We start from the raw sequence: 20,131 nt of genomic DNA on the forward strand, positions 1-20,131 counted from the left end.
CACGCCATGGTACGGAAGATGACGTGACGACGGCCTCGGCGCCCTTGGCAGGGCTTTGTTACGATGGGTCGGTTTTGGCTGATTCTGCCGCCAATCCTGCGTCGCGCCACCCTCCCCCTTCCGTCATCCGAATGAGTACCGCCGTGTCCTTCTTTGCAAATGTGGAACTGGTCCCAGGCGACCCGATCCTGGGCCTGACCGAGGCTTACAACGCCGACAGCCGTCCGACCAAGGTCAACCTGGGCGTGGGCATCTATTACGACGAGAGCGGCCGCATCCCGCTGCTCCGCGCCGTGAACAGGATCGAACAGCAGCTGGCCAATGACGCCAAACCGCGCGGCTACCTGCCGATCGACGGCCTGCCGGCCTACAACCAGGCCACCCGCGAGCTGGTCTTCGGCAAGGATTCGCCGCTGCTGGCCGCTGGCCGCGTGGCCACCTCGCAGACCATCGGCGGCAGCGGTGCGCTGCGCGTCGGCGCGGACCTGCTGCACAAGCTGCTGCCGCACGCCACCATCGCCATCAGCAATCCGAGCTGGGAAAACCATCGCGCGGTGTTCGGCGCGGCCGGCTTCGACGTGGTCGATTACACCTACTTCGATGCCGCCACCCATGGCGTGGACTTCGACGGCATGCTGGCCGACCTCGGCAAGCTGCAGCCGGGCACCGTGGTGCTGCTGCACGCGTGCTGCCACAACCCGACCGGTGCCGACCTCACCGTCGCGCAGTGGAAGCAGGTGGCCGAGCTGCTGAAGGACCGCCAGCTGTTCCCGTTCATCGACATGGCCTACCAGGGCTTCGACAAGGGCATCAGCGAAGATGGCGCCGCCGTGCGCATCATCGCCGAGGCCGGCATCGACAGCTTCGTGGTCGCCAACTCGTACTCCAAGTCGTTCTCGCTGTATGGCGAGCGCATTGGCGCGCTGTCGGTGGTCGCCCCGGATGCGAACGCGGCCAAGGCGGTGCAGTCGCAGGTCAAGCGCATCATCCGCACGATCTACTCCAGCCCGTCCAACCATGGCGCGGCGCTGGTGGCCGGCGTGCTCAACAGCGTCGAGCTGCGCCAGCTGTGGGAAGCGGAACTGACCGAGATGCGTGAGCGCATCCATGCCCTGCGCCATGGCCTGGTGGAGAACCTGGTCGCCGCCGGCGCACCGGAGTACGCCTTCATCAACGACCAGGCCGGCATGTTCTCGTACTCAGGCCTGAGCCGCGCCCAGGTGGACCGCCTGCGCGACGAGTTCGCGATCTACGCGGTGGGCACCGGCCGCATCTGCGTGGCCGCACTGAACCAGGGCAACCTGGCGTACGTGGCCAAGGCCGTGGCGACCGTCAGCAAGGGCTGAGCGGCATCGCCCCCGTGAGGAAGAACGGCCGCCCTGTGCGGCCGTTTTTCTTTGCCGCGCCGGCAGCGCGTTGCGCGCGGTGGGAACGGTTACGGCGGCCCGCGCCTCGTAATGGCTCCGGGGAAGGGCGACAATAGGCGCTTCCCCTTTGAAGGCCGCCTGATTCCATGTCCCAGACGTCGCTGACCCGCTATCTGATCGAAGAGCAACATGCCGGCCGCATCAACGCCGATCTGCGCCAGCTGATCGCTGTCGTTGCCCGCGCCTGCACCAGCATCTCCATCGCGGTCAGCAAGGGCGCGCTGGGCGGTGTGCTCGGCGAAGCCGGTACCGGCAACGTGCAGGGTGAAGCGCAGAAGAAGCTGGACGTGATCAGCAACGAGATCCTGCTGGAAGCCAACGCCTGGGGCGGCCACCTCGCGGCCTGCGCCTCGGAAGAAATGGATCACTGCCAGCCGGTGCCGGACACCTACCCGCGCGGTGACTTCCTGCTGCTGTTCGATCCCCTCGATGGCAGCTCCAACATCGACGTCAACGTCTCGGTCGGCACCATCTTCTCGGTGCTGCGCTGCCCGCCGGGCACCGAACAGCCCAACGATGCCAGCTTCCTGCAGCCGGGCACCGCGCAGGTCGCGGCCGGCTACTGCATCTACGGGCCGAGCACGCAGATGGTGCTCACCGTCGGCCACGGCACGCACGCGTTCACCCTGGACCGCGAGAAGGGCGAGTTCGTGCTGACCACGCCGGACATGCAGATTCCGGCGGACACCCAGGAATTCGCGATCAACATGTCCAACCAGCGGCATTGGGAAACCCCGATGCAGGGCTACGTGCAGGACCTGCTGGCCGGCAAGGAAGGCGCGCGCGGCAAGAACTTCAACATGCGCTGGATCGCCAGCATGGTGGCCGACGTGCATCGGATCCTGACCCGCGGCGGCATCTTCATCTACCCGTGGGACACGAAGGATCCCTCCAAGGCCGGCAAGCTGCGCCTGATGTACGAAGCCAACCCGATGGGCCTGCTGGTCGAACAGGCCGGCGGCGCCGCCACCACCGGCCGCGAGCGCATTCTCGACATCCAGCCCGATCAGCTGCACCAGCGCGTGCCGGTCTTCCTCGGCTCGCGCAATGAAGTGGAAGAAGCCACCCGTTACCACCGCGAACACGACAGCGCGGCAGGGTGATTTCCTACGCAGGGCTGGCCGCCTGGTCAGCCCTGTTGCTACGTGGCAACGGCGTGACATCGGCCACGGCAGCGGTCACCATCGGCCATTCGTGCCCACGGATGACCCCATGACTGCCGACGCGCCGCTCGATTTCATCGAAGTAATCCACAACGCCGTCCCCAACGAGGTCTGCGCGGCCCTGCAGGCCCAGATGCGATCCAGTGCGCAGTTGCAGCCGGGCGAAGTGGGCAGCGGTGTGTTCCCGGAACTCAAGCACAGCAAGGATCTTCGCATCAGCGGGCGCCCCGAGTGGCGGCAGGCCGAAGCGGTGCTGCAGCAGGCGGTTTTCAAGGGTTTGCTGACTTATCTACGCCGTTATCCACAGGCCCTGATCTCGCCGCTGATGTTGCAGATCCAGGACAGCGACGGCCAACCGCGCCGGTTGGCAGCCGAGGATTTTCCCGACATGGACGACGCCACGCTGTCCGACCTGGCCCGCACCTGCCTGCGGCCCGGTGCCATCAATCTGCAATGGTATGCCGCGGGCGAGGGTGGCTATCCGTACTGGCACTGCGAGCTGTACCCACGCGATCCGGCTGGCGAAACGCTGCACCGCCACCTGCTGTGGACGCTCTACCTCAACGACGATTTCGACGCCGGCGAAACCGAGTTCCTGTTCCAGGGCCGCAAGGTCGCACCGCGCACGGGCAGCCTGTTGATCGCACCGACGGCGTTTACCCACACGCACCGGGGCAACCGGCCGCAGGGCGGGGACAAGTTCATTGCAACGAGCTGGGTTCTTTTCCAGAGTGCGCAGAAATTGTTTGGTGGGAATTGAGCGCCCTGCCTGGCGATCGCCTCTTGCCGCGTTCAATCATCACGTGAGCGGACAGAACCTGTGCGAAAGGGCGAGCCGCGCGTCGTTGCCGATATCAGTAGATATCGACAGACAGCTCCAACGAAAGACTGGCCAACTCGATCATCACGTGCGGCTCAAGGGTGAACCCGACCGAATCCTCTTTGAAGACACCGACAAAGAGTTCCGTGCGGCCACCGTCGAGCGCGGTCTGCGCGAAGAATCCGCGATACCGCTCAATGCGCCTCAGCAGCTCACTCAGCCCATCCGTAAAGACACCCGGTGTCTTCTCGACGAGCGGAAAGCTCCAGTAGGTGCAGCGGTAGAGGCCCTCAAGGGGATCGCCAAACGGAGTCGTCCTCTGCGTTCCAACGCTGTGACTGACCTCTGGTATCAAGCATAGCGCCCCGGTAATCGCGTCACCCGACAGTGTCGGATGCCATATCCGGAGTGACACGGTGAAGTACTCGTCAACCACGGATTGACCTGTCCTTATCTTGAAAGCGACGCGATGCTCTCCGAAGCCTGGATCACTTTCGGCGGTGCGCGCTTGCACGCAGCATCGTCATGATGGTGACGACACTCAGGAACAAAGTGAACAAGCCGAAGAAAGCCAGCGCGTACTGGTGCACGCCGGTAAATTTCCCGTCTGCAATCCTGCAGAGAGCATTCACTCCCGTCGCAATCGTGATCAGGACGAATACCACGAGATTTACCATCCTCCAGTGATGGTCCAGCATGTGCTTGCTCCTTGGCTTGAGTTCAACGTCTCGATCAACGCCCTTCCACTCTATCCGTCCAAATGCTTGCCGGTTGAGCAAAGCTTCGCTCCAACCCGCGTCATCGATCACCGGCCGTATCGGAACGACTCGCGCGGCCTCGGCGAGTGGAAACCGTCGCTCCCACAGTTCCAAGGATCGCCAACGACAACCCAACCAGCTCCTGTTCGCCTAGAGGAACACGGTAGGCAACTTTCAGCCCCGTAAGTACCACGAAGTTCACTGGGAGCATCCACAGGTAGGCGATCCCAAGTCGATGAATCCATTTCATCCCAACGCGGTCTCCTTGCAGTCGCAGGCACCGGGTGACACGGGCGACCCATGCGTTACCAAGTCGCCAGCACAACCACTACGGCTGCAACCAGCACCGCCAACACCATCACGGTGATCAGCACATTGCGCCCGGTGCGCTTCGCCTTCGCCTTCAACCCGGCCAGCACGTCCAGATCGAGATAGAGACGATCACCGCCCGCGTCGCGGATGACGCCGTTGTCGCGGTAGTACTTCAGCGCTACCTGCAATGCAGGGTCGATGCTGTCCGCCGCGATCGCGCTCTGCGGCGACAGCGCCTGATGGCCGGTGAAGTGTGCGATCAACGCGTCGCGCTGCTGCTGCACCGCGGCGGTGATGGCGGCGTTGATCGCGATGTTGGCCGCGTTCGACGCGGCCGAGGTGGCTGCCGATGACATGTGGTTCCCCTGGATATCCGATATGGACGTCAGGCCACCGCGGCGCGGTGCCTTGCCCCGATTGTTGGTCGGGCGCGCCCCAATGTCCACCGGTTGCTGATCAGAACAACGAGCCCTGCGGTGACTCCGCCCGCGGCGGCAACGGCCGCAGGAAGCGGGTGCAGTCCAGCTTCGGCCAGTGGCTGTGCTGCGCGTCGAAGCCCAGGCGCTTGCGGGCCAGCTTGAAGCGGTTTGACAGCAGGTCGGCGTAGACGCCTTCGCCGCGCATGCGCGTGCCGAACTGGCTGTTGTAGTCCTTGCCGCCACGCAGCTGGTTGATGGTGCTCATCACGTGCGTGGCGCGGTCCGGATGGTGGGTGTCGAGCCAGTCGCGGAACAGGGGCGCCACTTCCAGCGGCAGGCGCAGCAGCACGTAGCCGGCCGTGGTGGCACCGGCATCGTGGGCGGCCTCGAGCACGGCTTCCAGCTCGGCATCGTTGATCCACGGGATCACCGGCGCGACCATCACCCCGACCGGGATGCCGGCATCGCTCAGGCGACGCATCGCGCGCAACCGTGCATGCGGGGCCGAGGCGCGCGGCTCCAGCTTGGCCGACAGATGCGGGTCCAGCGAGGTCACCGAGAAGTGCACGCTGACCAGGTGCTTTTCAGCCAGCGGCGCAAGCAGGTCGATGTCGCGCTCGACCAGCGCGTTCTTGGTGATCAACGAGAAGGGGTGCTGGGTTTCCAGCATCACCTCGATCAGCTGGCGGGTCAGTTTGAGCTTGCGCTCGATCGGCTGGTAGGCATCGGTATTGATGCCCAGCGCGATCGGCTGCGGCACGTAGCCGGGGCGCGAGAACTCCTTGCGCAGCAGCTGCGGCGCATTGGTCTTGGCGAACAGCTTGGTCTCGAAGTCCAGACCGGGCGAGAGATTGAGATAGGCGTGCGAGGGTCGGGCAAAACAGTACGAGCACCAACACTATATGTGTTCGAGGAAAAGTGTTCAGCACTGCGTCCCCTACGGCGGCTTCCCTACAGACTACCTGCGGAGTTCCGTCCTCTTGTATTCCAGCCCAAGGCGGTAAAGGGTAGGTTAGCCGGGCATTGCGACTACCCCCAGACTTGAGGCTCTGCGAGCAGGCCAATTCAGGATGAATTCTTCCTGCTCCGCAGTCTCCACTGCACCAGGGCGCACCGAGCGCACCTTAGCGATCGCATCGATGCCGTCTGGAGCGCAGCCCGTGTCAATGAGAAGCATCGACGCCACGGTCCCCGCTCGCCCTAGGCCTCCTTTGCAGTGCACCACGATCCTGCTTCCGGACAAGAGCTCGGCTGCGAACTGGGGTCCTGTGGATTGCCATGGCAGAAGCAGCCGTGCATCAGGAGCCGCACCATCCTTAATCGGTAGGCCGTGCCACATCAAGCCATGCGCTTTGGCACGCTCTGCCAAGGAGGTAATTCGTAGCTCTTCGAACTCCCACGGCTCAATCAACGTGATCAGATGCTGTGCTCCCCACGCGACTATCGACGCCAGATCGATATCCAAGTCTCGGGCCCAAGACCCCGTCATTGCGACGTCCTGATATTTTCCCGGTGCAAAGGTAACGCCGATCGCACCGCCATTCACGCCGATAGGCAGCGTCGCAATCTGCAGTGGATGAGAATTACTTGTTCTGCTCACCTGCGCTCTCCGAAATCAATGGCCCTGTTGGGCGAGAAGCGAACGCTGCGCCCTTTTAACCTGAAAGTCCAACGGTGAGCCTAGTGGTACGGATATGGTCTTACTGAATCCCATAAGCAGCGCAGAATCGCCCAACGCCTGAGAGAGGGGCCAGGCCCCATTCGACGTTGGAACGAGCCTGGAGGACGCGGTTCCAGAGAGCAGTGAGGCCCAGTTCCAGCCTCTGGCCGGCACCATCCTTACTGGGCGGCCGCTATCGGCCAGAAGCGGCAGCAGGCGCGGCGATACCTGAGGCAATGCGATCTGATCGGAGTGGGCTTAAGCGACGCCCTCCCTCGAGCGCCAAGCCATAACTGGATCAGGGGGGGCTCCAACTCAGGGCTCTCGACAACTCAGCTTGACTGCCTCTATTCTTCCTTTCATGTCCGCCTTCTCGGCCCGCCACCGTCGACTCATCCGGTTCAGCCTTTTCGTGCTGATGCTGTTGAGCGTCGTTGTTCGGCCGATCGTGATCCAACAGGGCGAGCTCCATACTGCCGAGCACGACATCGCTGCAACGGCAGAGCACGGGCACTCACACGGTCCTGGAACTGGCGACAACGTAGATCCGAAGCATGCATCGGGCGTGCACAGCGTCCTTCACCAGGCCGATGTGAGCTTTGCCGGCATGCTGGTGTCTTCGAATCTGAACCTAGCAACTGTTCCGCCGGCATCTTTACTGCCCGGCCTGCACTCCGTCGATGAGCCCTCTGGTCATCGCGGCTCGCCATTCAGACCTCCGATCGTCTGACGACACCTGCCGCGCTGTAGCGGCCTGAGCGCGCTGTCCACCCAATGTTGGCCGGCAGCGCGTCGTCATGACCATCGTCGGAGATTTTCCGTGAAATTACGTAGTTTGTGGGCGCTCGCCATAGCCGGCGCCTACGGTGTGGCCGTGCCTGGCCATGCCGCTGAAGTGCTGCGCTTGGAGGATGTGGTCGCCCGCGCCCTCGGCACCCATCCCAGCGTCCAGGCAGACACCGCTCGACTGGAAGCTGTCAGAAGCCGGGCGGGCCGGGAGGCATTGCCTACGCCGCTCGTGCTGGGCGGCGAGCTTGAAAACGTGGCTGGCTCAGGCGGCCTGAGCGGCCTAGACGCCGCCGAATCCACCTTCCGCATCTCCAAGGTTCTAGAACTGGGTGGGAAGCGGGCTGCGCGCCAAGCGCTCGGCGGCGCCGAGGTGGACGCTGCCCGAAGCGAAGCGGACGTCACCCGTATCGCTATCGCAACTTTGGCCGCAGGGCGTTTCGTCGACGTGCTGGCCGCCCAGGAGCATGTCGAGCACGCCGAAGAGCGCATCAAAATGGCCAGCGCCATGCGCCGTGAAGTGGCCCGTTGGGTCGCGGCCGCCCGCAATCCCGACTCGGACCTGAGATCCGCCGAGATCGCCCTGCTCGATGCCGAGCTGAAGCGGGAGCAGGCATTGCAGGCTCTGGAAAGCGCGCGAATGTCGCTGGCTGCCACGTGGGGGGCGCCAAGTCCGGATTTCGGCTCGGTTGCAGGGGATACCGCGGTCCTTCCCCCTCTGGATGATTTTGATGATCTGAGCCGGCGCCTCGCCACGACACCACAACAGCGCGCCTTGGACGCTCAAGCCGGAGTTATAGATGCAAGGAGGGAGATCGCCCGCGCTAGCGCCAAGCCGGATGTCAGCGTTGGCCTCGGCATCCGCCGACTGGAAGCCACCAAGGACAGCGGCCTGGTGATGTCCGTCTCCGTCCCGTTGGGGAGCCGTCGGCGATCGGACTTCTCCGTGGCTGAAGCGGACTACGAACTCACCTCTCTCAAATACCGGCGCCAGGCGCAGATGCTGGAAATGCGTCAGGAGCTGTTTGGCATCTACCAACAGCTCAAGCAAGCGCAATCGGAAGTGGAGTCAGTGCGCCAGCGTCAGTTGCCAAAGGCCCAGCAGGCCTTTGATCAGAGCCGCAGGGGCTTTGAGGAAGGACGCTTCTCCTTCCTGGTACTCAGCCAGGCTCAGCAAAGGCTCTTCGATCTTCGCGAACGGGAAGTCGAAGCCGCCGCGCGCTATCTCCGTCTCCTGGTCGAGGCCGACCGCCTCACCGCTTCTGCCTTGGACATTCGCCCATGAACCGATACGTATTCCTGATCCTGCTTCCAATTGCCCTGGCTGCGTGCGGTGGCAACGAATCGTCGCAACGAGCAAAGCCAGAGGACACTGCTGCGACCGCAGGCGACTATGAGCGAGGGCCGCATCGCGGTCGCATGCTTCGCGACGGCGACTTCGCCCTTGAAGTAACTGTTTACGAAACCAATACCCCGCCTCATTTCCGGCTGTATGCCTATCGCAACGACAAACCGCTGGCACCTGGAGAAGTCAAAGCGACGATACAACTCAAGCGTCTGGACGGCGAAGTCAACAACTTCAGCTTTATTCCAGAGAAGGACTACCTGGTCGGCAGCGGGGAGGTGGTCGAGCCGCATTCCTTTGATGTCAAAGCCGATGCGGTGGTGGGTGGAAAGAACTACGCCTGGTCTTACGCCTCCTATGAAGGGCGCACCACGATAGATCCGAAAGCCGCTGCCGACGCAGGTGTCGTGGTCGAGTCCGCCGAACCGGGGACCATCCGGGACACCGTTTCCCTCATGGGCAACGTCGCGGTCGACACCGGCCGATTTGCTGCGGTCAAGGCACGCTTCCCTGGCGTGGTCCGCAGTGTGGCGGTCGAGATGGGACAACGCGTCTCGGCTGGTCAGACGTTGGCCACAGTCGAGGGCAATGACAGCATGCGGACCTACTCCGTCACGGCACCTTTCAGTGGAGTCGTACTCGCGCGCAGCACGTCGGTAGGCGATGTCGCTGCCGACAACACGCTGTTTGAAATTGCCGACCTTTCGGAGGTCTGGGTGGACCTGCGTGCGCTGGGAAGCGATGCCGAGCGACTGTCGCCAGGCCAGATGGTGACCATTCGCTCGGCAACAGGCGGTTTGGAAGCAACGGGAAAGCTGCAGGGCATCCTTCCGTTGGCCAGCGCTGGCCAGACCGTGGTGGCACGTGTGGCCCTTACCAACAGCGAGGGCAGGTGGCGACCAGGAATGGCCGTATCCGCCGAAGTCGTCATCGCGGAAACGGAGGTTCCATTAACAGTAAAGGAATCGGGCCTGCAGCGTTTTCGGGACTTCACCGTGGTATTCGCCCAAGTGGGCAACAGCTATGAGGTGCGGATGCTTGAACTGGGTAGGCGCGATGGCGATCGCGTGGAGGTACTGAAAGGGCTTAAGCCGGGAACCCGGTACGTTTCCGAGCAGAGCTACCTGATTCGTGCCGACATCGAAAAGTCCGGCGCAAGCCACGACCACTAAGGACGCACCATGCTAGAGCGAATCATTCGCGCGTCTATCGCGCACAGATGGCTTGTGCTCCTTCTGGTCCTGGCCCTCTCAGGCCTTGGGATCTGGAACTACAGCAAGCTTCCCATCGACGCCGTTCCTGACATTACCAATGTCCAGGTGCAGATCAACACCGAAGCTCCGGGCTACTCACCGCTGGAGGCCGAGCAACGGGTCACCTTCCCGGTCGAAACAGCGTTGGCCGGGTTGGCAAAGCTGGAATACACCCGTTCCATCTCACGCTACGGCCTGTCTCAGGTCACGGTCGTGTTTGAAGATGGCACAGATATCTACTTCGCCCGTCAGCAGGTCGCAGAGAGACTTCAGCAAGCGGGATCCCAATTGCCCGTGGGACTAAAGCCAAGCCTTGGACCGGTAGCGACGGGCCTGGGTGAGATCTTCATGTACACCGTGGAAGCGGAGTCCGGTGCTGAAGAGACGTGGACACCAATGGCGCTTCGTACGCTGCAGGACTGGGTGATCCGACCGCAGATGCGCCACTTGAAAGGCGTAACCGAGGTCAACACCGTCGGAGGCTATGTTCGCCAGTTTCACATCACGCCGGACCCGAAGAAGCTCCAAGCATACGGACTGACGCTGCAGGATGTGCTCGAAGCCGTGGCCCGCAGCAACACTAACGTGGGTGCCGGCTACATCGAGAAAAGCGGTGAGCAGTACTTGGTACGCGTGCCGGGCCAAGTGGCCGACATGGCGGGTTTGCGCAAGATCGTAGTGGCTAACCGTGATGGCATGCCATTGCGTGTTGGCGATCTGGCAGAAGTTGTAGAAGGCACCGAACTTCGTACAGGCGCGGCAACCAAGGATGGCAACGAAGTGGTCCTTGGTACGGCGTTCATGCTCATCGGCGAAAACAGCCGGGACGTGGCTCAGCGAACCGCGGCCAAGCTCAAGGACATCGACGCTACGCTGCCTGACGGCGTTCGGGCGCATCCTGTGTATGACAGAACCGAACTGGTGGATCGGACCATCGAGACGGTGAAGAAGAACCTCCTCGAAGGCGCCTTGCTCGTCATCGCGGTGCTCTTCCTGCTTTTGGGCAATCTTCGTGCGGCACTGATCACTGCGGCGGTCATTCCATTGACGATGCTGCTGACGATCACAGGCATGGTCCAGAATCGCGTCTCTGCGAATCTGATGAGCCTGGGCGCACTGGATTTTGGCTTGATCGTCGATGGGGCAGTCATCATCGTAGAGAACTGCCTGCGTCGCTTTGGCGAGCGGCAACACCTTCAGGGCCGTTTGTTGACTCGGGAAGAACGATTTTCCTTGGCGGCAAGTGCCAGTGCAGAGGTGATCAAGCCAAGCCTGTTCGGCCTTTTCATCATCGCGGCGGTCTACATCCCGATCTTTGCCCTCTCCGGCGTGGAAGGGAAGATGTTCCACCCGATGGCGCTTACCGTGGTCATCGCGCTTACCGGTGCCATGGCACTGTCCTTGACATTCGTACCTGCCGCTGTGGCTCAGTTCGTAACGGGAAAGGTTTCGGAGAAGGAAACCAAAGCCATGCGCCGAGTCACCAACGTGTATGGCCCGATGCTTGAGCGTGCCGTCAATGCACGCAAGGTAGTGGTGGCCTCTGCTGCGGTGCTCACCGTCCTGGCGGGCCTGCTTGCAAGTCGCCTCGGCACCGAGTTCATTCCGAACCTGGATGAGGGCGATATCGCCTTGCATGCGCTTCGAATTCCAGGGACCAGCTTGACCCAGGCGATCGGCATGCAACGTCAGCTGGAAGCGGCGATCAAACAGTTCCCCGAGGTAGATGAAGTCGTCGCAAAGATCGGCACTGCCGAGGTGGCCACCGATCCCATGCCCCCCTCCGTAGCCGACACCTTCATCATGCTCAAAGATCGGGACCAATGGCCTGATCCGCGCAAGCCGAAGGCACAGCTTGTTGCCGAGCTCGAGAAAGTGGTTCGCGCCATTCCTGGCAACAACTATGAGTTCACCCAGCCGGTGCAGATGCGGATGAACGAGCTCATTGCGGGCGTTCGGGCTGAGGTTGCTGTCAAGCTGTACGGCGACGACCTGGAGCAACTGGCAACCATCGGCAGCCAGGTAGAGAACGTTGCCAGTGAGATCCAGGGAGCGGCCGACGTGAAACTTGAGCAGATCACCGGTCTGCCATTGATGACGATCACGCCGGACCTGGATGCACTTGCACGATACGGCGTAGCCATTGACGACGTGCAGAAGACCATCTCGGTGGCGCTGGGAGGTGAATCGGTCGGCCAGGTGTTCGAAGGCGATCGGCGCTTCGATATCGTGGTTCGTCTGTCGGAGAACCTTCGCCAGGACGTCCGGACACTGGCGTCACTACCTGTGGCCGTCGCGCCCGGGGTGAGCACAGGCCAAGAGCGCAGCTTCGTGCCGCTGGGCCAGTTGGCCAAGGTCGAGATCGCGCCTGGTCCGAACCAGATCAGCCGTGAGAATGGTAAACGCAGGGTGGTGATCACAAGCAATGTGCGCGGGCGCGACTTAGGGTCCTTTGTCGAGGAGTTGCGCACCAAGGTCGGACAGGAGGTCCAGCTGCCGGAAGGGTACTGGATCGAGTACGGCGGCACGTTTGAGCAGTTGATCTCGGCAAGCAAGCGGCTGTCCGTCGTCGTGCCAGTGGTTCTGGTGATGATCTTCGGATTGTTGTTCATGGCATTCGGCTCAGGGAAGGACGCTGCGATCGTATTCAGTGGCGTGCCGCTTGCACTGACCGGGGGCGTGGTGGCGCTGTGGCTGCGCGACATTCCCATGTCCATCTCCGCAGGTGTGGGCTTCATCGCTCTTTCGGGCGTTGCCGTGCTCAATGGCCTGGTAATGATCAGCTTCATCAAGAACCTGCGGGAAGAAGGCGTCCCCCTGCACAAGGCTGTCACCGAAGGTGCTCTTACCCGCCTCCGGCCAGTCCTGATGACGGCCTTGGTGGCGAGTCTGGGCTTCCTTCCTATGGCCCTGAACGTCGGTGCTGGCGCGGAAGTTCAGCGTCCGCTCGCCACTGTTGTTATCGGCGGAATCATCTCTTCAACGCTGCTGACACTTCTCGTGCTGCCGGCGCTGTATCGATTGGTTCACCGCGAAGATTCTGTTCTGGAAAGTCGCTCCTCATGAACCACCCGTCCCCTTTCTGCACAAGGAACTTGTCTTTGACTTCTTCCAACAAGCTCTTTGCTTGGCTTTCGATGCTTGCCGCAGTCCTCCTGCCGTTTGCGGCGTTCGCGCACGGTGTAAGCGAGGGAGACCAGGCCTTCCTTGAAGAAAGCACCGGTAGGCAACTGATCGCGTTTACCTACCTTGGCGCCAAGCACATGGTGACTGGATACGACCACCTTCTATTTCTGTTCGGGGTGATCTTCTTCCTATACCGCATGCGGGACGTGAGCATCTACGTCACCTTGTTCGCCATTGGCCACAGCACGACGCTGCTGCTCGGCGTGCTCGGCGGCTTTCATGTCGACGCCTATCTGGTCGACGCGATCATCGGTCTCTCGGTGGTCTACAAGGCCTTGGACAACATGGGCGCGTTCAAGCGGTGGTTCGGCGTGCAACCCAACACCAAGATTGCAGTCCTTGTCTTCGGCTTCTTCCACGGCTTCGGCCTGGCCACGAAGCTTCAGGACTTCTCGCTATCGCCGGACGGGCTGGTCCCCAACATGCTTGCGTTCAACGTGGGCGTTGAGCTCGGCCAACTTCTGGCGCTTGCCGGCATCTTGATCGTGATGGGCTTCTGGCGTCGGCTGCCTTCCTTCAACCGCCAGGCCTACGGCGTGAACACCATCTTGATGACGGCCGGCTTCGTGCTCATCGGCATGCAGCTCACCGGCTACTTCGCTTCCTGATTTCTGACCGAGACCCATCATGTCAATCACTATCAATCAACCACTTCCCACGACTGGCCGCCTGCTGAAGTCGACCCTTGTCGCTGCCGCCATTGCCGGCGCGCTTCTCGTTACGGCCGTTCTGCCGGCGGAGTACGGCATTGATCCCACCGGGATCGGCCGAGCGCTGGGCCTGACTGCCCTGGCAGACGGCGGAAGCACCGCCGCAGACCCGGCTACGCCGACGTCCTCGACAGCATCGGACGCAGCGACCACCTTGGCGGAAAAGGCTGCGGCTGCGTTCGGGGCGAACAAGGGGCAATCGCTTGATCCAGCCGCGGTATCGCTCACCAACGGTGAGCTTCGCCAGGACGCGATGACGATCACGCTGGAGCCGGGGAAAGGCAAAGAGGTCAAATCCCACATGGCTGCTGGCGCGGGAATTCTGTTCAGCTGGAAGGCGACCGGTGATGTAGCAGTCGATATGCATGGTGAGCGGCCCGACGTGAAGGGTGCATGGACCAGCTACGCCGTCGAAGCTGCGCAGCGGGAGGCGCACGGCACCTTCGTCGCGCCATTTGAAGGAACTCATGGGTGGTACTGGCAGAACCGAAGCGACACGCCGGTGACCGTGAGCATCGAACTTGTGGGCTACCAAGCCGACATCTATCAGCCGTAACACCCGGCACTTCGCCGACCCAACCCGAGGAGAAACAACATGAAAACTCATAGCGCAGTAATTGCCGGCCTGCTTTTCAGCATGTCCCTTTTCACCACGGCATCCGCTCATGATCCTGCCCTCCATGCCGATCCGGCTCCCCCGGCTGCTCCCAAGGCCAAGCCGACGACTTGCGAACAGCTTGCCGACCGTTCGAAGTACAAGGTGGACCTCAAGGATGCCCAGACCAAGGCGCTGAAGGAACGTTGCGACGCACAGGCAGCTCCGAAGAAGAAGTAAATCCACTCGGATTTAGCCAACGACCCTGCCATTCCGGCGGGGTCGTCACCTCGACCCGAACAGTGGTGGGCGTACACTCCGCCTGTCTGCCGCCTCTGCCCTGAATCCGGGCAAAAGGGCGCACACGGGTTGGTGCCGTCAGAACGTTGCTACCAGGACAATCCCATGCTCGAAGTACTGAGTCACCCGGCGTTTCGGCGCCTGTTTGGTGCCCAGATAGTCGCCCTGGTCGGAACCGGCTTGGCGACTGTCGCCCTTGCCCTCCTGGCCTACGACCTCGCTGGCAGCCAGGCCGGAGCGGTGTTGGGCACCGCGCTGGCGATCAAGATGGTCGTGTACGTGACCTTGGCGCCCGTTTCAGGAGCGTTGGTCCCTGCACGGCTGCGCAAGCGGGTGCTGATCGCACTCGATCTGGTTCGTGCGGTTGTGGCGGTCTGCCTGCCCTTCGTCACCGAGATCTGGCAGGTGTATGTCCTCATCGCTGTGCTGCAGTCGGCATCGGCATGTTTCACGCCGCTGTTTCAATCCACCATCCCCGAAATTCTTCAAGAAGAGCGTGATTACACCCGTGCGCTCTCACTTTCCCGATTGGCATATGACCTTGAAAGCCTGCTGAGCCCGGCGCTTGCTGCCGCACTGCTGACGATCATTAGCTTCCACGGGCTGTTCGCTGGTACCTCGGTAGGTTTCATCCTCTCGGCGCTGCTCGTCGCGTCCACCACCTTCCCGGCCCTCGCTGCGGTCTCTTCCAAGGACGGTCCCTATGCCCGAGCCATCCGTGGAATGCGAATCTACCTCCGCACACCGCGATTGCAGGGCCTGCTCGCGTTGAACCTCTGCGCCGCAGCCGGCGGCGCGATGGTGTTCGTCAATACGGTGGTTATGGTCCGCACCGTTCTGGGCGGGGCGGAGGAGCAGGTTGCATGGGCGCTGGCGGCCTTCGGAGGCGGGTCCATGCTGGTCGCACTTCTTCTTCCGAAGGTTCTCGACCGCATTTCGGACCGGACAGTAATGTTGGCTGCAGGACTGTTCATGTCAGTTGTCCTGGTTACCTTCCTTGGCGTCTGGTTTGCCCTGAAGGGACATCCCGGGTGGACGGCGGTCATTCCGGCCTGGACGCTGCTGGGCATGGCGTATGCCGGCTTGGTTACCCCCGGCGGGCGGCTGCTGCGGCGTTCGGCTGAGTCCGCCGATCTACCATTCCTCTTCGCTGCCCAATTTTCCCTATCGCATGTTTGCTGGTTGATCGCCTATCCACTCGCCGGGTGGGTTGGTGCGCGCTACGGCTTGCATGTTGCCTTGGCCGCCTTGGGGATTCTGGCCACACTCGGTTTGGTCGCCGCGTGGCGCAGATGGCCGGCGCACGATCCAGAGGAGATAGCGCATAAGCACGAACATCTTGCTGAGGACGACCCGCACCTCTTGGCACACCGAGACGTGGATGGCACGCACCGTCACCGGTTTGTCATCGATCAACTTCACACACGCTGGCCAGGCTGACCAAGGCGCCAGGCGGGCGGCGAGCACGGAGCTACCTACTTGCGAGTTTGGTCGCAGACGTACAAGTCCATGTCGACGTCATATCGACACGCGCGCCCACATTCGTAAGATCCCACTTCCTGCGCCCCTGGCAGTGGAGGGCTATTTCTCAGGGCGGCTATTGCAGCCGCCTGGCAATGCTCGAAGGTGTCGTAATCGCCATAAACAGCGTGACGGACTTCCTGAGTGGACGCGCCGGGCGGATAGACAAAGGCAGTCCAGCGCCCCTGGGACCCGCCGCAAGAAACCGCGACTATGGCGACGCCGACGGTTAAGGTTGTCCGACCGATGTCCATGGCCGAATCCTAGCACCGCCGCGCGCCGGGCGGACACCAGCTCAAGCCTATTCAGCTTCGCGAACCAATTTCCTTCGCTCAGGGAAGTCCGCTGTTGGCGATGAACGGACCTCCGTCGCCTGCAAGCGGGCAGGTGACCACGGAAGAAGCGACCTGGAACCGCTCTCTCAGTGTTGCCGCGTTACAGGTTAGGGAAGTTCGCGAAGCAGCTCGGCGTGGCGCCAAGTTCCACCAATGAGCCAATGACTGGCAGAACGCTTTAGGGCTAGGATTGCCTCAGGGGCGTAGTAGGAGTTGGTGTCAGTCTGCGTCCTACACGGACCGTTGACCAAGCCTCTTACAGGACGCCCCATGCCTCGAATTCGCCATTTGGCCATTCGGAACTTTCGATCCATCAAGGCGCTCGACTGGTCGCCCGCCCCGGGCATCAACTGTTTGATCGGTCCTGGCGATAGTGGCAAGTCCACCATCCTCGATGCCATCGACCTGTGCTTGGGTGCTCGACGAAGCATTTCCTTCGGCGACATGGACTTTTTTGACCTCGATGTCTCAGAGCCCATTCGTATTGCCGTGACATTCGGGGAACTGCCGGCATCGCTGATGGACATTGATGTCTATGGCGACTTCTTGCGAGGATTCGATTCGGTATTTGACACCCTAGAAGACGAACCCGCCGCGGGGTTGGAGACAGTGCTTACGCTGCTGCTTCAAGTCGGGGCGGACCTTGAGCCCAGCTGGACGCTGATCTCCGATAGGTCGCTTCAACAAGGCTTGGAACGAAGCCTGCCTTGGAAAGAACGCATCGTGTTAGCTCCGGCACGCATCGGCAGCTTTACAAGCTCCAACTTATCTTGGAGCCGCGGGTCGGTGCTCAACCGGCTAACAGACGAGCGCGCAGAATTGGGAGCCCAGCTCGCTCTAGCAGCGCGTCAGGCGCGCGCCAACTTTGGCGCTCAAGCATCGCCCCACCTGAGTCAGACACTCGGAATCGTCCGGACAACTGCCCAGAGCCTTGGAGTTGACGTCGGATCGATGCCGCAGGCCTTACTCGACTCGCACTCCGTCTCCATCGGCGAAGGCGCCATCGCGCTTCACAGCGAGGCAGGCATCCCCCTTCGGTCCCTTGGTACGGGTTCTTCTCGACTCTTGGTGACGGGACTTCAACGGGCCGCGGCGGAGTCAGCGCCGATTGCCTTGGTGGATGAGGTGGAATATGGGTTAGAGCCCCATCGGCTCATGCGGCTGCTGGATTCCTTGGGAGCCAAGGAGACGCCGCCGCCTCTCCAAGCGTTTCTCACAACACACTCCCCTGTGGCACTTCGTGAGCTTTCAGGTGAGCAGCTGCTTGTAGTTCGGCCACGACCGGCTGGCCATGTCGTCATTTCCGCTGGCTCGACCGACGAGATTCAAAGCACGCTGCGCACTGACCCGGAGGCCTTTCTGGCGAAGTCTGTGATTGTGTGCGAGGGAGCAAGCGAGGTAGGGTTTGTGCGTGGCCTCGATCTATGGGGGGTAGCCAGCAAAGAATCCTCTTTCTTGGCTTTAGGTGGTGCATACGTCAATGCAGGCGGAGGCACTCCGGACAACGCTTTTGCCCGAGCGACTGCGCTTATGGATCTGGGTTACCGAGTCCTCGTCTTCATAGACGCTGACAAACCTGCCGCTCCAGGTGTTGCAGAAGCATATCTTCAATCAGGCGGCAGCCTCGTGACTTGGCGGGCAGGAATGACGTTGGAGGACGAGCTGTTCCTCTGCCTTCCTGACACATCGATTGATGCCCTGCTCCTGAAGGCTAAAGAGCGTGTTGGCGAAGATCTTATGAACCAACAGCTGGTTGCCAAATCGAACGGTCTAACAACTTTGGCGTCCATCGAAGCGCTGAGGCCGAATTCACCCTATCCGCCTGATATTCGCGTACTGCTTGGCGAAGTCTCCCGTATCAAAAAGAATAGCTGGTTCAAGTCGCTTACGACTTACCAGTCAATCGTCCTGGATATCGTCTCTCGGGGCTACGCAAACGCGGACGCTAGCTTCAAGGCAGTAGTAGACCAACTCTGGGCCTTTACCCGTGCTGCCTGAAATCGATCTGCTAGCTATCCAACGCGGATCGATCACCGCCCCAGCAGGATGCGGCAAAACCCAGCTGATTGCCGAGGCGCTGGCATCCCACTCTGGGAACAGACCGATCCTTGTTCTGACTCACACAAATGCTGGCGTCACCGCGTTGAGGACACGCTTGAAACGCGCGGGGGGGCCCAGCTCTGCCTATCGGCTGTCGACGATTGATGGATTCGCTATGCGTCTCATCGCCAAGTTCCCGGCGCGCAGTGGCCATCATCCCCAACTCTTGGAGCTCAACAACGCGGGTAGCGACTACCCCGCGATCCGTGAATCATTCCGGCAACTCTTGGACTCGGGGCATATCGCTGCACCCATCGCAGCCACTTACGCCCGGCTTTTGGTTGACGAGTATCAGGATTGCAGCACCGTTCAGCACTCCATCGTGTCCACCCTCGCTGCGCTTTTGCCCACGTGCGTCCTCGGTGACCCTCTGCAGGCCATCTTCGGATTTGGCGGAAATCGGCTGGTTCACTGGGAACAAGACGTTCAATCGTCCTTCCCAGCAGCGGGTAGCCTTCGAACCCCTTGGCGCTGGCAAATTGCAGGTAATGAAGAGCTGGGCCAGTGGCTGCTATCCCAAAGGCATGCTCTTACGGCCGGCTTACCCATTGATCTAACTACGGCTCCGTCATCCGTTCGTTGGATCCAGCTGGTTGCCGGTAGTGAAGTGCAGCAAAGATTGACTGCGGCACGGACCAATGCGCCTGGTAGCCAAGGAACGGTTCTGGTAATTGGCGAGTCCATGAATGTTCAAGGCCGCCACCAACTCACCAGCCAAACGCCTGGGGCAATGGCGGTAGAAGCCGTGGACATGCGAGACCTCGTCAACTTCGCCAGGCAATTCAATCTTCAGGCTCCTAGTGCGCTGCAAGACTTGGCCACCTTCTCCGCTCTCATGATGACGGGCGTCGGCACGGCGAATCTAGTGACGCGTGTCGGTACCATTCGTAGAGGGAGAGCCAGGACACCTCCAACTCCTGTAGAAGCTGAGGCAGTCGCCTTTGAGTCCGAGCGGACCATGACGCGCGCCTTGCGGCTGGTGGACGCTTTGGCCGAACAGACAGGCACTCGGGTCTATCGGCCCGAGATTCTGCACTGCTGTCGATCAGCCATGCGAAGCGTTATCAACGGAGAGCAAGATCTATTAGGAGCCGCACTTCATGCCCGCGAGCGAAATCGTCACCTCAGCCGCCCCATTGCGCGCAGAGCAGTCGGCAGCACTCTCCTTCTGAAAGGTCTCGAGGCAGACATTGCCGTGGTCCTCTATCCGGAGAGCATGAGCGTGCAGAACCTCTATGTAGCCCTCACGCGTGGTGCGAAAGGGCTGGTGATCTGCTCCAGTACCCCAACGCTGACCCCGACCCCATAGCCTCAACCTAACCATTCTGCGCCCTATCAGGCACGAAGCTTTGCGGCGCTTCATCATTGCAATGGTCACAATGGACCTTGTCCCAAAGTCGTTGCTGAACATCTGGGTCTGAAGAACGTGGGTCTCGCCGGG

Annotated in this window: 17 protein-coding genes and 1 pseudogene; 13 read left to right on the top strand and 5 right to left on the bottom strand. The window is 61.5% G+C overall.

The genetic code is table 11. From position 1 onward, the window contains the following. Positions 1–143 precede the first annotated feature (143 nt). The 3 genes from PV764_RS18505 to PV764_RS18515 all read left to right on the top strand — a co-directional run bounded on the left by PV764_RS18505 (position 144) and on the right by PV764_RS18515 (position 3,350). Entirely contained in the window at positions 144–1,346 is a 1,203-nt protein-coding gene (locus PV764_RS18505) for an aromatic amino acid transaminase (RefSeq protein ID WP_421117254.1), read from the top strand. Between the two features lie 167 nt (positions 1,347–1,513). Then, positions 1,514–2,530, top strand: a complete 1,017-nt coding sequence (locus tag PV764_RS18510) for a class 1 fructose-bisphosphatase (RefSeq protein ID WP_046272251.1) — start codon at positions 1,514–1,516, stop codon at positions 2,528–2,530. A gap of 109 nt (positions 2,531–2,639) precedes the next feature. After that, the gene (locus PV764_RS18515) at positions 2,640–3,350 is read left to right on the top strand and encodes a 2OG-Fe(II) oxygenase (protein WP_121043760.1); all 711 of its coding nucleotides are present in this window, start codon (positions 2,640–2,642) and stop codon (positions 3,348–3,350) included. 94 nt (positions 3,351–3,444) lie between these two features. On the opposite strand, the gene PV764_RS18520 is transcribed toward PV764_RS18515, so the two are convergent. From PV764_RS18520 to PV764_RS18540, 5 genes and pseudogenes are all read right to left on the bottom strand, one after another. Next, on the bottom strand, positions 3,445–3,924 hold the full coding sequence (locus PV764_RS18520) for a hypothetical protein (protein WP_421117255.1): 480 nt from the start codon (positions 3,922–3,924) through the stop codon (positions 3,445–3,447). Beyond that, the gene (locus PV764_RS18525; RefSeq protein ID WP_421117256.1) at positions 3,899–4,108 is read right to left on the bottom strand and encodes a hypothetical protein; all 210 of its coding nucleotides are present in this window, start codon (positions 4,106–4,108) and stop codon (positions 3,899–3,901) included. The genes PV764_RS18520 and PV764_RS18525 overlap by 26 nt, the downstream gene beginning before the upstream one ends. A gap of 365 nt (positions 4,109–4,473) precedes the next feature. Continuing rightward, entirely contained in the window at positions 4,474–4,836 is a 363-nt protein-coding gene (locus tag PV764_RS18530; RefSeq protein WP_421117257.1) for a hypothetical protein, read from the bottom strand. 100 nt (positions 4,837–4,936) lie between these two features. Continuing rightward, a pseudogene (locus tag PV764_RS18535) lies at positions 4,937–5,791 on the bottom strand (PA0069 family radical SAM protein); the annotation flags it as partial. A 120-nt stretch (positions 5,792–5,911) separates the two neighbouring features. Continuing rightward, positions 5,912–6,499 (bottom strand): cyclin-dependent kinase inhibitor 3 family protein, encoded by a 588-nt coding sequence (locus PV764_RS18540; protein WP_012478648.1) that lies wholly within the window; start codon positions 6,497–6,499, stop codon positions 5,912–5,914. Between the two features lie 397 nt (positions 6,500–6,896). Between PV764_RS18540 and PV764_RS18545 the strand changes: the two genes are divergently transcribed. The 10 genes from PV764_RS18545 (at position 6,897) to PV764_RS18590 (ending at position 19,999) form a co-directional block, all read left to right on the top strand. Then, positions 6,897–7,289 (top strand): hypothetical protein, encoded by a 393-nt coding sequence (locus PV764_RS18545; RefSeq protein ID WP_229298500.1) that lies wholly within the window; start codon positions 6,897–6,899, stop codon positions 7,287–7,289. A 90-nt stretch (positions 7,290–7,379) separates the two neighbouring features. Next, positions 7,380–8,630 (top strand): TolC family protein, encoded by a 1,251-nt coding sequence (locus tag PV764_RS18550; RefSeq protein WP_012478646.1) that lies wholly within the window; start codon positions 7,380–7,382, stop codon positions 8,628–8,630. Next, positions 8,627–9,862 (top strand): efflux RND transporter periplasmic adaptor subunit, encoded by a 1,236-nt coding sequence (locus PV764_RS18555; protein WP_005411786.1) that lies wholly within the window; start codon positions 8,627–8,629, stop codon positions 9,860–9,862. The genes PV764_RS18550 and PV764_RS18555 overlap by 4 nt, the downstream gene beginning before the upstream one ends. Positions 9,863–9,871: 9 nt before the next feature. Further along, complete coding sequence (locus PV764_RS18560) at positions 9,872–13,009, top strand: efflux RND transporter permease subunit (protein ID WP_012478645.1); 3,138 nt, start codon at positions 9,872–9,874, stop codon at positions 13,007–13,009. Continuing rightward, positions 13,006–13,737, top strand: coding sequence for a HupE/UreJ family protein (locus PV764_RS18565; RefSeq protein ID WP_012478644.1), 732 nt, complete (start codon positions 13,006–13,008; stop codon positions 13,735–13,737). Before PV764_RS18560 ends, PV764_RS18565 begins: the two co-directional genes overlap by 4 nt. 19 nt (positions 13,738–13,756) lie before the next feature. Beyond that, positions 13,757–14,395, top strand: coding sequence for a hypothetical protein (locus PV764_RS18570; protein ID WP_012478643.1), 639 nt, complete (start codon positions 13,757–13,759; stop codon positions 14,393–14,395). A gap of 39 nt (positions 14,396–14,434) precedes the next feature. After that, complete coding sequence (locus tag PV764_RS18575) at positions 14,435–14,674, top strand: hypothetical protein (RefSeq protein ID WP_005414985.1); 240 nt, start codon at positions 14,435–14,437, stop codon at positions 14,672–14,674. Positions 14,675–14,839: 165 nt separating this feature from the next. Beyond that, entirely contained in the window at positions 14,840–16,174 is a 1,335-nt protein-coding gene (locus PV764_RS18580) for an MFS transporter (RefSeq protein ID WP_005414984.1), read from the top strand. A 686-nt stretch (positions 16,175–16,860) separates the two neighbouring features. Then, complete coding sequence (locus PV764_RS18585) at positions 16,861–18,588, top strand: ATP-dependent nuclease (RefSeq protein ID WP_005414983.1); 1,728 nt, start codon at positions 16,861–16,863, stop codon at positions 18,586–18,588. After that, positions 18,578–19,999, top strand: coding sequence for a UvrD-helicase domain-containing protein (locus PV764_RS18590; protein WP_421117258.1), 1,422 nt, complete (start codon positions 18,578–18,580; stop codon positions 19,997–19,999). The genes PV764_RS18585 and PV764_RS18590 overlap by 11 nt, the downstream gene beginning before the upstream one ends. The last annotated feature ends 132 nt before the right edge of the window (positions 20,000–20,131 follow it).

This window comes from Stenotrophomonas sp. AS1 (genome assembly GCF_048957655.1).
In the GTDB taxonomy this organism is placed as follows: domain Bacteria; phylum Pseudomonadota; class Gammaproteobacteria; order Xanthomonadales; family Xanthomonadaceae; genus Stenotrophomonas; species Stenotrophomonas bentonitica_A.